General features: G+C 72.5%; 10 protein-coding genes. 7 read left to right on the top strand and 3 right to left on the bottom strand.

Annotated elements, in window-relative coordinates:
* Positions 1-50 precede the first annotated feature (50 nt).
* The gene (locus tag AB0P17_RS37240; RefSeq protein WP_365818380.1) at positions 51-980 is read left to right on the top strand and encodes an SDR family oxidoreductase; all 930 of its coding nucleotides are present in this window, start codon (positions 51-53) and stop codon (positions 978-980) included.
* Positions 981-1,076: 96 nt separating this feature from the next.
* On the opposite strand, the gene AB0P17_RS37235 is transcribed toward AB0P17_RS37240, so the two are convergent.
* The gene (locus AB0P17_RS37235; protein ID WP_365818378.1) at positions 1,077-3,095 is read right to left on the bottom strand and encodes an ABC transporter ATP-binding protein; all 2,019 of its coding nucleotides are present in this window, start codon (positions 3,093-3,095) and stop codon (positions 1,077-1,079) included.
* On the bottom strand, positions 3,092-4,993 hold the full coding sequence (locus tag AB0P17_RS37230; RefSeq protein ID WP_365818376.1) for an ABC transporter ATP-binding protein: 1,902 nt from the start codon (positions 4,991-4,993) through the stop codon (positions 3,092-3,094). Before AB0P17_RS37230 ends, AB0P17_RS37235 begins: the two co-directional genes overlap by 4 nt.
* 152 nt (positions 4,994-5,145) lie before the next feature.
* On the opposite strand from AB0P17_RS37230, the gene AB0P17_RS37225 reads away from it, so the two are divergent.
* From AB0P17_RS37225 to AB0P17_RS37210, 4 genes are all read left to right on the top strand, one after another.
* On the top strand, positions 5,146-6,120 hold the full coding sequence (locus tag AB0P17_RS37225) for an ABC transporter ATP-binding protein (protein ID WP_365818374.1): 975 nt from the start codon (positions 5,146-5,148) through the stop codon (positions 6,118-6,120).
* Positions 6,121-6,123: 3 nt separating this feature from the next.
* Positions 6,124-6,897: an ABC transporter permease gene (locus AB0P17_RS37220; RefSeq protein ID WP_365818372.1), complete on the top strand. Its 774-nt coding sequence runs from the start codon at positions 6,124-6,126 to the stop codon at positions 6,895-6,897.
* A 49-nt stretch (positions 6,898-6,946) separates the two neighbouring features.
* Complete coding sequence (locus AB0P17_RS37215) at positions 6,947-8,290, top strand: ATP-binding protein (RefSeq protein WP_365818370.1); 1,344 nt, start codon at positions 6,947-6,949, stop codon at positions 8,288-8,290.
* A gap of 127 nt (positions 8,291-8,417) precedes the next feature.
* A complete protein-coding gene (locus AB0P17_RS37210) occupies positions 8,418-8,990 on the top strand; it encodes a response regulator transcription factor (RefSeq protein WP_365818417.1) in 573 nt (190 codons plus the stop codon).
* A gap of 84 nt (positions 8,991-9,074) precedes the next feature.
* Here the strand turns inward: AB0P17_RS37210 and glgX are convergent, their stop codons facing one another.
* Positions 9,075-11,513 carry a glycogen debranching protein GlgX gene (glgX, locus tag AB0P17_RS37205; RefSeq protein WP_365818368.1) on the bottom strand — a complete coding sequence of 813 codons (2,439 nt, stop codon included), beginning with the start codon at positions 11,511-11,513 and terminating at the stop codon, positions 9,075-9,077.
* 150 nt (positions 11,514-11,663) lie between these two features.
* Here glgX and AB0P17_RS37200 point away from each other — a divergent pair, with 150 nt between their 5' ends.
* Both AB0P17_RS37200 and AB0P17_RS37195 read left to right on the top strand, forming a co-directional pair.
* The gene (locus tag AB0P17_RS37200; RefSeq protein ID WP_365818366.1) at positions 11,664-12,932 is read left to right on the top strand and encodes an Ig-like domain-containing protein; all 1,269 of its coding nucleotides are present in this window, start codon (positions 11,664-11,666) and stop codon (positions 12,930-12,932) included.
* Between the two features lie 260 nt (positions 12,933-13,192).
* Positions 13,193-14,443 (top strand): Ig-like domain-containing protein, encoded by a 1,251-nt coding sequence (locus tag AB0P17_RS37195; RefSeq protein WP_365818364.1) that lies wholly within the window; start codon positions 13,193-13,195, stop codon positions 14,441-14,443.
* Positions 14,444-14,632: the final 189 nt, after the last annotated feature.

The following is a 14,632-nucleotide window of genomic DNA, read 5'->3' as shown; positions in this document are numbered from 1 at the left end:
TCTCCGCGCCCCCTGGTGCGGACAGGTCGACCTATCCGGAGGTTCTTCTCATGCGTGTGTTCGTCACCGGTGCGTCCGGCTGGATCGGTTCAGCCGTGGTTCCGGAGCTCATCGGCGCCGGTCATCAGGTCGTCGGGCTCGCCCGCTCGGACGCGTCGGCCGCCGCCCTCGCCGAGGCCGGCGCCGAGGTGCGCCGCGGCACGCTCGACGATCTCGACACCCTGCGCGGCGCCGCCGCCGAGTCGGACGGCGTGATCCACCTCGCCTTCAAGCACGACATCGCGTTCAGCGGCGGCTTCGAGGAGGCCGCCGACGCGGACCGGCGGGCCATCGACACGTTCGGCGACGCGCTCGCGGGCTCCGGCCGGCCGTTCCTCATCGCCTCCGGCACGCTCGGGCTGGCGCCGGGCCAGGTGGCCACCGAGCGGGACGGTCAGGCGTCCGGCCCGGCAGTGGTCCACACGACCGGCGAGCCGGCCAAGCGGCTCGCCAACGCACACGCGACGGCCGCCCTCGCGGAGCGCGGCGTGCGCTCGTCGGTCGTCCGGCTCGCTCCGACCGTGCACGGCGACGGGGACCCCGGCTTCCTCGCCACCGTGGTCGCCACCGCCCGGGAGAAGGGCGTCTCGGGCTACATCGGCGACGGCGCCAACCGGTGGCCCGCCGTGCACCGGTCCGACGCGGCGCACCTCTTCCGCCTGGCCCTGGAGGGTGCTCCGGCGGGCTCCACGCTGCACGCGGTCGCGGACGAGGGCGTGCCGATCCGTACCGTGGCCGAGGTGATCGGGCGCCACCTCGGCCTGCCGGTGGCCTCGGTCTCCCCCGACGACGCCCCCGGGCACTTCACCTGGCTGGCATCCGTCCTCGCCATGGACAACCCGGTGTCCAGCGCGTACACCCGTGAACTGCTGGGGTGGCGGCCGACCGGGCCCGGGCTCGTCGACGACCTCGACAAGGGCCACTACTTCGCCGCCCTGTAGCCGGCGATCCGGAATGCGGCGAAGCCGGTGTGACCTGGCGCCAGGTCACCATGGCGCGGCGACGCCACGGACTGCGGAAGCCGCACCCGCGGGCTCTCAGGCCAGGCTGTCGCGCCAGGCGCGGTGGAGGCCCGCGAAGCGGCCCGTGCCCGCGATCAGCTCGGCCGGGGGGCCGTCCTCCACGATGCGGCCGTGCTCCATCACCAGGACCCGGTCCGCGATCTCGACCGTCGAGAGGCGGTGGGCGATGACCACCGCGGTACGTCCGTGCAGCACCGTGTCCATCGCGCGCTGCACGGCACGCTCGCCCGGGATGTCCAGCGAGCTGGTCGCCTCGTCCAGGATCAGCACCGCCGGGTCCGCGAGCAGCGCGCGGGCGAACGCGACCAACTGGCGCTGGCCCGCCGAGATCCGGCCGCCCCGTTTCCGTACGTCCGTGTCGTAGCCGTCCGGGAGGCCGCTGATGAAGTCGTGCGCGCCGATCGCTTTGGCGGCCGCCTCGATCTCGGCGCGGCCCGCGTCCGGGCGGCCGATGGCGATGTTCTCCGCGACCGTGCCGGAGAAGAGGAACGCCTCCTGGGTCACCATCACCACCCCGCGCCGCAGCTCGGGCGTGTCGAGCTCGCGCAGGTCGACGCCGTCCAGCAGGATCCGGCCCTCCGTCGGGTCGTAGAACCGGGCCAGCAGCTTGGCCAGGGTGGACTTGCCCGCACCCGTCGAGCCGACCACCGCGACCGTCTGGCCCGCCGGGATGGTCAGATCGAAGCGGGGCAGGACCTCGCCGCCCGTGCGGTACGCGAAACGTACCCCCTCGAAGACGGCCGCCCGGCCGGGGAACCCGCCCTCCAGCACCGGCAGTTCCCTCGGCTGCGCGGCCTCGGGCACCGAGGGCGCCTGGGCCAGCAGGCCCGCGATCTTCTCCATGGAGGCGGCGGCCGACTGGTACGAGTTGAGGAACATCCCGAGCCGGTCGATCGGGTCGTACAGCCGCCGCAGATACAGCGCCGCCGCCGCGAGCACCCCGAGCGGCAGGGTGCCGTCCGCCACCCGGTAGGCGCCCCAGAGGACGATTCCGGCGATGGCCGTGTTGGCGACGAGCCGGGAGCCGGTCACATAGCGGGCCATCTCCAGGATCGCGTCGCCGTTGCTCCGCTCGTGACGGTGGTTGAGCCCGCGGAATTCCGCGTCGTTGGCACGTTCGCGCCGGAACGCCTGCACCGGCCTGATGCCGTTCATCGTCTCCGCGAACTTCACGATGACGGCCGCGATCGCGGTGGAGCGCCGGGAGTAGGCGAGGGCCGCCCGCCGCTGGTAGAGCCGTACGAGCAGATACAGCGGGACGAAGGACGCGACGGCCAGCGCGCCGAGCCCCAGGTCCAGATAGAGCAGCATCGCCGAGATGTAGACGAAGGCCAGCACCACACCGATGAGTTCCTGGAGGCCCTCGCTCAGCAGCTCCCGCAGCGACTCGACGTCCGTGGTCGACCGGGAGATCAGCCGCCCCGACGTGTACCGCTCGTGGAAGTCGACGCTCAGCGCCTGGGCGTGGCGGAAGATCCGGCCGCGCAGGTCGAGGAGCACGTCCTGGTTGATCCGGGCGGCGGCCCGGATGAACGCGTACTGGAGCGCCCCCGACCCGGCCGAACAGATCAGATAGCCCACGCCGACCGCGTAGAGCGGCCCGTACTCCCCGTCGCGGAACGCGGGCACGCCCCGGTCGATGGCGTACGCGACGATCAGCGGCCCCGCCTGCATCGCGGCCTGCTGGAGCAGCAGGAGCAGCGCGGCCACGGCCACCTTCGCGCGCCGGGCGCTCAGCAACGACCGCAGCAGGGCGCCGGTGGCCCCCGGGGGCGCGGGCAGCGCGTCCTTCCCGAAGGGATCGTCCGCGTCGGAGGAGAGCGGGAGTGGCGACGGGGTCGCCTTGTCCAGGTCCAGGTCCAGGCGCCTGGCCCGGCTCCGGTCTTGGGCCCCGTCCAGGTTCTGGGCCTGAGCCCCGTCCTCGTCCAGGCTCGCGGAGCGGGCGGCGAGCGCCTCCCGCCGGGCCTCCGCTTCCACTTCCGCTTCGGGATCGGGTTCCGGGCCGTGCCCGTCCGTCGTGGTCGACGTCGTCATCGGACACTCTCCTCAACGGGCGCGGCGGCCCCGGACATCAGCCATGCGTACTCCGTGCTGCTCCGCAGCAGTTCCTGATGTGTCCCCACGGCGGCGACCCGCCCCCCGGAGATCAGCGCCACCCGGTCGGCGAGCAGCACCGTCGACGGCCGGTGCGCCACGACCAGCGCCGTCGTGTCCCGCAGGACCCGCCGAAGCGCCGCCTCCACCCGTGCCTCCGTGTGCACGTCCAGTGCGGAGAGCGGGTCGTCCAGCACGAGGAAGCGTGGTCGGCCGGCCACCGCCCTGGCCAGCGCGAGCCGTTGGCGCTGACCGCCGGAGAGGCTGTGGCCCTGCTCGCCCACCTCGGTCTCCGTGCCGTGCGGCAGCGCCTCGACGAAGTCCGCCTGTGCCACGTCCAGCGCGCGCGGCAGCGCGTCCTCCCCGAGATCCGCCGCGCCCATCAGGACGTTCTCCCCGACCGTCGCGGAGAAGAGCGTGGGCTCCTCGAAGGCCACGGACACCAGCTCCCGCAGCCGCCGTCTGGGCAGCTCGGTGATGTCCTGCCCGTCCAGGGTGATCCGCCCCGCCGTCGCCTCGTGCAGGCGTGGTACGAGCGCGGTCAGCGTCGTCTTGCCCGAACCCGTGGCCCCGACCAGCGCCATCGTCTCGCCGGGCCGGATGTGCAGATCGATCCGGTCCAGGACGGGCGCCGAGTCGGCGGGGGCGTCGGGATAGCGGAACGAGACCCCCTCGAAGCGCATCCCGCCCCGCGTGCCGTCCGCGCCGTGCGCACTGTCCGTGCCGTGCGGACCGTCGGCCGGGGGGTCGCCCGCTGCTGCTCCCGGCGCACCCGCCTTCGTTTCTGCTTCCGCTTTCGCTGCTGCTGGTGCTTCTTCTTCCTCCCGTACGTCCATCACCTCGAAGTACCGGTCGGTCGCCGTCGCCGACTCCTGGCTCATCGCCAGCAGGAACCCGATGGACTCCACCGGCCAGCGCAGCGCCAGCGCCGTCGAGAGAAACGCCACCAGCGTGCCCGCCGAAAGCCCGCCGTCCGCCACCTGGATCGTGCCCAGCACCAGCGCCGCGCCGATGGCCAGCTCGGGAACGGTCACGATGACGGCCCAGATCCCGGCCAGCAGCCGCGCCTTGACCAGCTCCGTCGAGCGCAGCCGCCGCGCGAGCTCACGGAAGGCCAGCGCCTGGCTGCGGTGGCGGCCGAACCCCTTGATGATCCGGATGCCGAGCACGCTCTCCTCGATCACCGTCGTCAGATCACCGACCTGGTCCTGCGCCTTCCGCGCGACCAGGGAGTAGCGCGTCTCGAAGAGCGAACAGACGATCACCAGCGGTGCGACGGGGAGCAGCAGCACCAGCCCCAACGACCAGTCCTGGAGCAGCAGAATGACGAAGCCGATCAGAATCGTCACCCCGTTGACCAGGAGGAAGGTCAGCGGGAAGGCCAGGAACATCCGCAGCAGCATGAGGTCCGTCGTGCCGCGCGAGAGCAACTGGCCCGACGGCCAACGGTCGTGGAAGGACACCGGCAGCCGTTGCAGATGGCGGTAGAGATCGGCGCGCATCGCCGCCTCCACCCCCGCCAGCGGCCGGGCCACCAGCCACCGCCGCAGCCCGAACAGCAGCGCCTCCGCGATCCCCAGCCCCAACAGCGCCAGCGCGCCGAGCCACACGCCCCCGGGGTCCCGGTCCGTCACCGGGCCGTCCACCATCCACTTCAGGACGAGCGGCATCACCAGCCCCAGGCACGACGCCACTATCGCGACGACCGCCGCGCAGAAGAGACGCCTGCGCACCGGTCGTACGTACGGCCACAACCGCAGCAGCGAACGGACGGAGGAGGACCGCTCCCCGGGGCGTTCCGCGGGCCGGTCCTTGGCGGGTGCATCTGTTTCGGTCATCAGAGCGAGCCTACGGTCCGGCACTGACAAGGCTCATGTGGTTTTCCTGCCACTCTCGTCCGGTCGTACCACCACATCAACCGATCGGATGATGGTAGTTCGAGCGTGGTGGCCGATGCCGCTCTGCGCCCCCGCACGGAACCCTTGTCCTCATGGCGATCATCGAAGTCAACGGTCTGCGCAAGGCGTACGGGGGCCGAACCGTGGTGGACGGAGTCTCCTTCACCGTGGACGAGGGGGAGATCTTCGGGATCCTCGGGCCCAACGGCGCCGGCAAGACGACCACCGTCGAATGCGTCGAGGGGCTCAGGGCCCCGGACGGCGGCACGGTCCGGGTCGCCGGGCTCGATCCGGTCGCCGACCACGACCGCGTGACCCGGATCCTCGGCGCGCAGCTCCAGGAGAGCGAGCTCCAGGCGAAGCTGACCGTACGGGAGGCGCTGGAGCTGTACGCGGCGTTCTACCCGGAGCCCGCGGACTGGCGGCCCCTGGCCGAACGGCTCGGCCTCGCCTCCCGGCTGTCGACCCGGTTCGCGAAGCTGTCCGGCGGCCAGAAGCAGCGGCTGTTCATCGCGCTCGCGCTGATCGGCAATCCGCGCGTGGTCGTCCTCGACGAGCTGACCACCGGCCTCGACCCGCGCGCCCGCCGCGACACCTGGAGCCTGATCGAGGAGGTACGGGACTCCGGCGTGACCGTACTGCTCGTCACCCATTTCATGGAGGAGGCCCAGCGCCTCTGCGACCGGATCGCCGTGATCGACGGCGGCCGGGTCGCGGCGCTCGACACCCCGTCCGGGCTGATCGGCCGCTCGGCCGCGTCCACCGTCATCTCGTTCACCCCCTCGGCGCCGCTCGACGACGCGGAACTGGCCGCGCTGCCGCAGGCGGCCTCCGTCGACACCCGGGGCGGCCGTGTGGTCATCAACGGGACGGACGACACCGTCAACGCGGTGATCATCCTGCTCGCCCGGCACCGCGTCACGGCGCGCCAGCTCCGGGTCACCGAGGCGACCCTGGACGACGCGTTCCTCGACCTCACGGAGACGTCGGAGACGTCGGACCCCACGGTCCTCACGGTCCCTGTGAGCCCCACCGCCGCCGTGAGCCCCGCCGGAAAGAAGGTCTGACCGATGTCCGCCCCCGCCACCGCCGCTCCCCGTTCCTCCTATGCCACCGCACTCGTCGTCAGGACCGAGGCCCGGCTCTTCCTCCGTGAGCCCGGCAGCCTCTTCTGGGTCGTCCTCTTCCCGACCCTCCTGACGGTGATCCTCGGACTGATCCCCTCCTTCCGCGAGAGCTCGGACTCACTCGGCGGCCGGCGCGTCATCGATCTCTACGTGCCCGTCGGTGTCCTGCTCGCCATGATCATGGCCGGGCTCCAGGCCATGCCGCCCGTTCTCACCGGCTACCGCGAACGCGGCATCCTGCGCCGGATGTCGACGACCCCCGTACGGCCCGCCTCCCTGCTCGGCGCCCAGATCCTGCTGCACGGGGTCGCCGCGCTCTGCGCCGCCGCCCTGGTGATCCTGGTGGGCAGAATCGCCTTCGGTGTCGAACTGCCTGGTCAGCTCGCCGGTTACGCGGTGGCCCTGGTCCTCGCCACGGTGAGCGCCCTCGCGCTGGGAGCGGTGGTGACGGCGGTCTCCCGTACGCAGAAGATCGCCGGAGCCGTCGGATCCGCCGCCTTCTTCCCTTCGATGTTCGCGGCGGGCGTCTATCTGCCGGTGCAGACGATGCCGGGCACCCTGCGCCACATCGTCGAGTTCACTCCTTTCGGCGCGGCCTCCCAGGCGCTCGACCAGGCGACGCGCGGTGACTGGCCGAGCTGGAGCCATCTCGGGGTGACGGCGCTGTGGGCGGTCGTGCTGACGGCCGTGGCGGCCCGCCGGTTCCGGTGGGAGTGACCGGATGAGCGACGGCGCCACCGTGGCGACGTGCGGGCACACTGTGGACATGCCAGGCACCCCGACCTCCCCGACCCCCGCGCTCGTACCGGCGCCCGCATCCGCGTCCGTGCCGGGGCCCGCATCCGCGTCCGTGCCCGCGTCCGTGCCCGCGTCCGTCTCCGCGTCCGTCTCCGTGGAGGAGCGCTGGGCGCAGTTCTACCGCTGGGGCCCGTACGCCACGCTCGCGCTCTCCACCGCCATCTCGGTCTTCGTCGACCGTGACCGCGCGCCCGTCCCGAGCGCCGCGCTGCTGCTCTCGACCGTCGTGCTCCAGCTGTGGTGGCACCGGACCCGCGACCGGGTGCCCGCGCAGTCCCGGCCCGCCCAGTTCTACTACGTGTCCCGTACGGTCCTCGCGTTCGCGCTCACCTGGCTGCACCCCTTCTACTCCATCTACGCCATCCTCGGCTACTTCGACGTCGACCGGCTCATGCCCCGGCGGTACGCCCGCGCCGGCATGTTCGTCACGGCCGTCACCATGGCGGGCTCGCAGTCCGGCGGGCTGCCGCCGGAATCCCTTCTCCAGGCGTTCGTCCTCGCGGCGCTCTTCCTGCTGCACTGCTCCCTCGTGACCGTCCTCGGCCACATCGCCGAGCGGGAGGCCGAGAACGTACGGGAGAAGGCCGCCACCATCGCCGAGCTGGAGCGCACCAACGCCCGGCTGGAGCAGGCCCTCGCCGAGAACGCCGCCCTCCAGGCCCAGTTGCTCGTCCAGGCCAGGGAGGCGGGCGTCGCCGACGAGCGCCGCCGGCTCGCCGCCGAGATCCACGACACCATCGCGCAGGGGCTGGCCGGGATCATCGCCCAGCTCCAGGTGGTCACCCTCACCCCCGACCGCGAGCTTGCCCGGGTCCATCTGAAGCGGGCCGCCGACCTCGCCCGGCACAGCCTCGGGGAGGCGCGCAGGTCCGTACAGAATCTCGGCCCGGCCGAGCTGGAGCACGACACGCTGCCCAAGGCGCTCCGCAAGACGGTCTCCGGCTGGGCCGAACGCTCCGGATTGCGGGCCGGGTTCACCGTCACGGGCACGGAGGAGCCGCTGCACGACGAGGTCGCGGCGACCCTGCTCCGTATCGCCCAGGAAGCCCTGGCCAACACCGACCGGCACGCGGCGGCCCGGCGCGTGGGCGTCACGCTCTCCTACATGGGCGACGAGATCACCCTCGACATCCGCGACGACGGCCGGGGCTTTGACCCGCTGTCGCCGCCCCCGCGCTCCGGTACGGGCGGCTTCGGCCTGGCCGGGATGCGCGCCAGGGCGGAACGCCTCGCGGGCACGGTCACCGTCGAGTCGGCACCGGGCGAGGGGACGGCGGTCTCGGCTCGCGTACCGTTGGTGCGCCATGACTGACAAACCCACTGATGGATCCGGCGGAACCGGCGGGACCGGCGGAACCGGCGGGACCGGTGCGCCGGACCGGATCATCACGCTGATCCTCGTCGACGACCACCCCGTCGTACGGGACGGTCTGCGCGGCATGTTCGAGTCCACGCCCGGCTTCCGGGTGCTCGGCGAGGCCGCGAACGGCGTCGAGGGCGTCGCGCTCGCCACCCGTCTCGACCCCGACGTCGTCCTGATGGACCTGCGGATGCCGGGCGGCGGCGGGGTCGACGCGATCGCCGAACTCGGCCGCCGGGGCGCCCGCGCCAGGGTCCTCGTCCTCACCACGTACGACACGGACTCCGACACGCTCCCCGCGATCGAGGCGGGCGCGACCGGCTATCTGCTCAAGGACGCCCCGCGCGAGGAACTGTTCACGGCGGTACGGGCCGCCGCCGACGGCCGTACGGTCCTCTCGCCGGCCGTCGCCTCCCGCCTCGTCTCGCACGTGAGGTCCCCGGCCGCCGCCGGGGGCGAACCCCTGTCGGCGCGCGAGCGCGAGGTGCTCGGCTGGGTCGCCAGGGGGACGTCGAACCGGGAGATCGCCGCCGAACTCTTCATCAGCGAGGCGACGGTGAAGACCCATCTCACCCATCTCTACGCCAAGCTCGGCGTGAAGGACCGCGCGGCGGCGGTCGCGGCCGGCTACGACCGGGGCATCCTCGGCTGACGGCTCCCACAGCTCCCACGGTTTCACGGCGTCCCCGCCGCCACCGGACGCCACCGGACGTCACGGGACGTCACGGGGCGCCGGTCACGCGGTCACCCGGAACAGCAGCACCGCCCGCGCCGGGACCCGTACCACCGCGCCGCCCTTGTGCACCGTCCCCGGCGCCGCCCGCTGGTCCGGCCGCGCGGTGTCCACCACCAGCTCGTACGCGCCCGACCACGGCGGCCCGGGCAGGGTGAACTCCACCGGCCCGGCGCCCGCGTGCAGGACCGTCAGGAAGCTGTCGTCCGTGATCTTCTCGCCCCGCGCGTCCCGCCCCGGGATGTCGCGCCCGGAGAGGAAGAGCCCGAGCGTCGGCGCGGGGGCGTACCAGTCCGCCTCGGTCATCTCCGCGCCGCACGGGGTGAACCACGCCAGGTCCCGCAGCCCGTCCGGGGCCTGCCGACGGCCGGAGAAGAAGGCGCGGCGGCGCAGCACCGGGTGGGCGCGGCGCAGCGCGAGCAGCCGGACGGCGAGCCGGTGCAGCTCCAGCGGCCCGTGCTCCGCCCCGTCGGCCAGGCCCCGGGCCTCCCGCGCACGCCGCTCACCCCGCACGCCCTGTCCGGGGCCGTGCGCGCCTTGTTCGCCGCCCTGTTCGCCCTGTGTGCTGTCCTCGTCGAGCAGTGACCAGTCGAGCCAGCTCACCTCGTTGTCCTGGCAGTACGCGTTGTTGTTGCCGCGCTGCGTACGGCCCATCTCGTCGCCCGCGACCAGCATGGGCACGCCCGTCGACAGCAGCAGCGTGGTCAGCAGGTTGCGGATCTGGCGCCACCGCAGGGAGTTGACCTCGGGGTCGTCGCTCGGGCCTTCGGCGCCGCAGTTCCAGGACCGGTTGTCGTGCGTCCCGTCCCGGTTGCCCTCGCCGTTGGCCTCGTTGTGCTTCCGCTCGTACGACACCAGGTCGCGCAGGGTGAAACCGTCGTGCGCGGTGATGAAGTTGACGGAGGCGTACGGCCGCCGGCCGCCGGCCGCGTACAGGTCGCTCGACCCGGAGAGCCGGTAGCCGAGGTCCCGTACGTCGGGCAGCGCGCCGCGCCAGAAGTCCCGTACGGCGTCGCGGTAGCGGTCGTTCCACTCCGTCCACAGCGCCGGGAACGCGCCGACCTGGTAGCCGCCGCTGCCCACGTCCCACGGCTCCGCGATCAGCTTCACCCGGCGCAGCACCGGGTCCTGGGCGATCACGGCGAGGAACGGCGAGAGCATGTCCACGTCGTGCATGGAGCGGGCCAGGGCCGCCGCCAGGTCGAAGCGGAAGCCGTCCACGCCCATCTCCGTCACCCAGTAGCGCAGCGAGTCGGTGATCAGCCGCAGCACCTGCGGCTGTACGACGTGCAGGGTGTTCCCGCAGCCCGTGTAGTCGGTGTACCGGCGGGCGTCCGGGGGCAGCCGGTAGTAGCCGCGGTTGTCGATCCCGCGCAGGGAGAGCGTCGGACCCCGCTCACCCGCCTCCGCCGTGTGGTTGTAGACCACGTCGAGGATGACCTCGATCCCGGCGGCGTGCAGCGCGCGCACCATCTCCTTGAACTCCTCGACCTGCTGGCCGCGGGTGCCGCTCGCCGCGTACCCGGCGTGCGGGGCGAAGTAGCCGATGGAGTTGTAGCCCCAGTAGTTGTGCCGGCCGCGGCGCAGGAGATGGTCCTCGTGTGCGAACTGGTGTACGGGAAGCAGCTCGACCGCCGTCACCCCGAGGCGCCGCAGATGGCCGATCGCCGCCGGGTGCGCGAGGCCCGCGTACGTGCCGCGCAGCCGCTCCGGGATCCCCGGGTGGAGCTTGGTGAAGCCCCGTACGTGCACCTCGTAGATGACGGAGTCGGCCAGTGGTGTCTTGGGGCGCCGGTCGTCCGTCCAGCCGTCGTCGGGCGCGCCGTCGTGGACGACGACCCCTTTGGGGACGAACGGGGCGGAGTCGCGGTCGTCCCGTACGGTGTCGGCTACCTGCGGCTGCGGCCAGTCCCGTACGTGGCCGTAGGCCTCCGGGGGCAGCGCGAACTCCCCGTCGACGGCGCGCGCGTACGGGTCGAGCAGCAGTTTCGCCGGGTTCCACCGCGCGCCCGTCCACGGGTCCCAGCGGCCGTGGACGCGGAACCCGTACCGCTGTCCCGGGCCGACCCCGGGGACGAAGCCGTGCCAGATCTCGTGGGTCAGCTCGGTCAGCGGCAGCCGGGTCTCGGCGCCCTGGTCGTCGTACAGACAGATCTCGACCGCCTCCGCGCCGCCCGCCCAGAGCGCGAAGTTCGTGCCCGCGACGCCGTCGGGGCCGACCCGGTAGCGGGCCCCGAGAGGATTCGGCGCGCCCGGCCTGACGACGGGCGCGGGGGCGCCGGACGGACGCTCCGCCCGCGCGGGGCGCTCCGCCGGGCGCCCCGTGACCTGCCCCGTGACCTGCCCCGTGACCTGCTCCGTGGCCTGCTCTGTGGTCCGCTCCGTGGTGTCTTCCGTGGTGTGTTCCTGATGGGCTGTCTCCTGCTCGGCTGCGCTCGCCACTGACCGGCCTCCCGCGGCTCATGGGCCCCGCTCCCCGGCGCGCACGGCGTCCCGGCCGTGGCGCGCTCCTCGCGTGGTCCTTCCCCTGTTCTGCCCCCAAGAGGGCCCGCCCTCACGTTTCCCCCGGAGGGGGGTGGTCGTTGGGCGGTCATGAGAAACGTGACGAAACGGGCAGGGGCTCACAGGGTGACCGCCTCGGCCCGGGCAGGAATGATCGCGGCGCTGATCGCCGGAGTGACCGCTCTGGCCGGGTGCACCGGCGGCGCCGCGCTGCTGGAGGGCAAGGACGGGGCGCTCACCGGCACCCCGGCCGGGGACGCCGCCGACACCCACGCCGACACCATCGCCGTCACCCCGAAGGACGGGACGAAGGGGGTCGCGCGGACGGACCGGATCGAGGTGCGGATCCCGGACGGCAGGCTCGAACGGGTGAAGGTGACCCAGGTGGAGGACGCGCGCCCGGCGGAGCTGCCGGGGCGGATCTCCGCGGACGGCCGCTCATGGCGCCCGAGCGGCGGGGCGGTCGTCGCGCTCGCCGCCAAGTACCGCGTGGACGCGGTCGCCGTGGACGGCGCGGGGCGCCGCTCGGCGCGCCACACCACCTTCACGACGGCGGTGCCCGATGACCGGTTCACGGCCTACTTCTCGCCGGAGAACCGGGCCACCGTCGGCACCGGAATGATCATCTCCGTCGACTTCAACCGGAAGATCCGGGACCGGGCCGCCGTCCAGCGGGCCATCCGGATCACCTCGGACCCGCCGGTGGAGGTGGCGGCCCACTGGTTCGGCGACGAGCGGCTCGACTTCCGTCCGGAGGAGTACTGGGAGCCGGGCACCGAGGTCACGGTCGAGCTGGGACTGCGGGACGTCGAGGGGGCGCCCGGCGTCTTCGGTATGCAGCACAAGACGCTCGCCTTCACGGTGGGCCGCTCCCAGGCCTCCTTGGTCGACGTGGAGGAGCACACCATGGAGGTACGGCGCGACGGCGAGCTGCTGTCGACGCTGCCGATCACCGCGGGCGACGCCAAGAGCCCCACGTACAACGGGAAGATGGTGGTGACGGAGCTGCACGAGGTGACGCGCATGAACGGCAGGTCGGTCGGGTTCGGCGGCGAGTACGACATCAAGGACGTGCCGCACGCGATCCGGCTCACCACCACGGGCACGTTCCTGCACGGCAACTACTGGGAGTCCGCGGACACGTTCGGCTCCGAGAACGTGAGCCATGGGTGTGTGGGGCTGCGCGACACCAAGGGCGGCGGCGCCGACACCCCGGGCGGCTGGTTCTTCGACCGGACCCTGGTCGGCGATGTGGTGGAGGTGGTCAACTCCAAGGACCGTACGGTCGCTCCGGACAACGGCCTCGGCGGCTGGAACATGGAGTGGAAGCGGTGGAAGGCGGGCTCGGCACTCCGCTGAGGCCCCCGGGCCGTTTCCCCGGGCCATTCCCTCCGGGCCGTTCCCCAGGGCCCCTTCTCGACGCCGTCTGCCGGTACACGGAAGGGGCCCTGCCCCGTACCACCGCCATGACCTGCGCCGTCCTGGCCTGTTGGGACGGAACGGTGACAGACGGGAGATCTACACCGAGCTCACCATGTGATTATCTATCGCCATGCGCGTGCACTCGACGCGCGGGGGTGCGGGCCGTGGCGGGGCCAGGCCGCGCGAGGGGAGACACCATGGTGAACGGGCTGCCGATATCGGCGACATCAGGACGCGGGCGCGGGCGCGGACGTACGGGGCCGCTCGCCCTGCTGCTGGGGGCGCTGCTCCTGGTGGTGACGGCGTGCGGCGGGGGCGGCGGCTCCGGCGCGGGTGACGACGACAAGGGTGACGGGAAGGGCGCGGCGGAGGTGAAGAACGCCGCCTCCGTCGCGGTGGTGACGATCGAACCCAAGGACGACGCCAAGGCCGTGGAGACCACGGGCGCGCTCAAGGTCTCCGCGGCCAAGGGCAAGCTGACCACCGTCACCGTCCAGGACGACAAGGGCGACGCGGTCGAGGGGAAGCTCTCGGCGGACGGTACGGCCTGGGAGCCGCTCCAGCACCTCGCCTCCGGCACCCGGTACAAGGTGCACGCGATCGCCGAGGACGCCGACGGCCGGGAGTCCGCGAAGGACACCACGTTCACCACACTCGTACCGAAGAACACCTTCATCGGCACCTACACGCCCGAGGACGGCTCGACGGTCGGCGTCGGCATGCCGGTCTCGATCAACTTCACCCGGGGCATCACCGAGCCCGAGGCCGTGGAGAAGGCCATCACGGTGACGGCCGAGCCGTCCGTCCCGGTGGAGGGCCACTGGTTCGGCAACGACCGGCTCGACTTCCGCCCCGAGAAGTACTGGGCGCCGGGCACGAAGGTGACCGTGAAGCTCGACCTGGACGGCGTCGAGGGCCGCCCCGGCGTCTACGGCAAGCAGGCCAAGACCGTCTCCTTCACCATCGGCCGCAGCCAGATCTCGACCGTCGACGCGAGCGCCAAGACGATGAAGGTCGTCCGGGACGGCAAGCTGGTCAAGACCATCCCGATCACCGCGGGCGCCCCGTCGACCACCACGTACAACGGCCAGATGGTCATCAGCGAGAAGTACGCGGTGACCCGGATGAACGGCGCCACGGTCGGCTTCGGTGGTGAGTACGACATCAAGGACGTGCCGCACGCGATGCGTCTCTCCACCTCCGGCACCTTCCTGCACGGCAACTACTGGGCGTCCTCGGGCACCTTCGGCTCGGCGAACGTCAGCCACGGCTGCGTCGGACTGCGCGACCTCCGGGGCGGCGGGAACAACGGCACCCCCGCGGCGTGGATGTACAACTCCTCGATCATCGGCGACGTGGTGATCGTGAAGAACTCGAAGGACAAGCAGATAGCCCCGGACAACGGCCTCAACGGCTGGAACATGTCCTGGGCGGAGTGGACCGCGTAGGCCCGGCCCGCCGCGGCCCCCGGGCCCGGTCACGCACCCGTGCGGTGCGCGACCGGGCCCGTTGTCGTGAGCGGCGGCAAGAGGTCGGGCGGAGAGGTGGGGTGGAGGAAGGAGCGGGTCGAGGGGCAAGTCCGGCAAGGCGGAGGAGGGAGGCGACGCGGGAGCGTCGGGTCCTCCGGCTCCACCGTC

This window comes from Streptomyces sp. NPDC088124 (genome assembly GCF_040685895.1).
Lineage (GTDB): Bacteria > Actinomycetota > Actinomycetes > Streptomycetales > Streptomycetaceae > Streptomyces.
This window is presented reverse-complemented; position numbering and strand designations above follow the sequence as displayed.

What these genes read in the sequence shown, in the direction of transcription:
- AB0P17_RS37235 (WP_365818378.1), bottom strand. Translation starts at nt 3,095, where the DNA reads ATGACGACGTCGACCACGACGGACGGGCACGGCCCGGAACCCGATCCC.
- AB0P17_RS37220 (WP_365818372.1), top strand. Translation starts at nt 6,124, where the DNA reads ATGTCCGCCCCCGCCACCGCCGCTCCCCGTTCCTCCTATGCCACCGCA.
- AB0P17_RS37210 (WP_365818417.1), top strand. Translation starts at nt 8,418, where the DNA reads ATGTTCGAGTCCACGCCCGGCTTCCGGGTGCTCGGCGAGGCCGCGAAC.
- AB0P17_RS37195 (WP_365818364.1), top strand. Translation starts at nt 13,193, where the DNA reads ATGGTGAACGGGCTGCCGATATCGGCGACATCAGGACGCGGGCGCGGG.
- AB0P17_RS37225 (WP_365818374.1), top strand. Translation starts at nt 5,146, where the DNA reads ATGGCGATCATCGAAGTCAACGGTCTGCGCAAGGCGTACGGGGGCCGA.
- AB0P17_RS37200 (WP_365818366.1), top strand. Translation starts at nt 11,664, where the DNA reads ATGAGAAACGTGACGAAACGGGCAGGGGCTCACAGGGTGACCGCCTCG.
- AB0P17_RS37240 (WP_365818380.1), top strand. Translation starts at nt 51, where the DNA reads ATGCGTGTGTTCGTCACCGGTGCGTCCGGCTGGATCGGTTCAGCCGTG.
- AB0P17_RS37215 (WP_365818370.1), top strand. Translation starts at nt 6,947, where the DNA reads ATGCCAGGCACCCCGACCTCCCCGACCCCCGCGCTCGTACCGGCGCCC.
- AB0P17_RS37230 (WP_365818376.1), bottom strand. Translation starts at nt 4,993, where the DNA reads ATGACCGAAACAGATGCACCCGCCAAGGACCGGCCCGCGGAACGCCCC.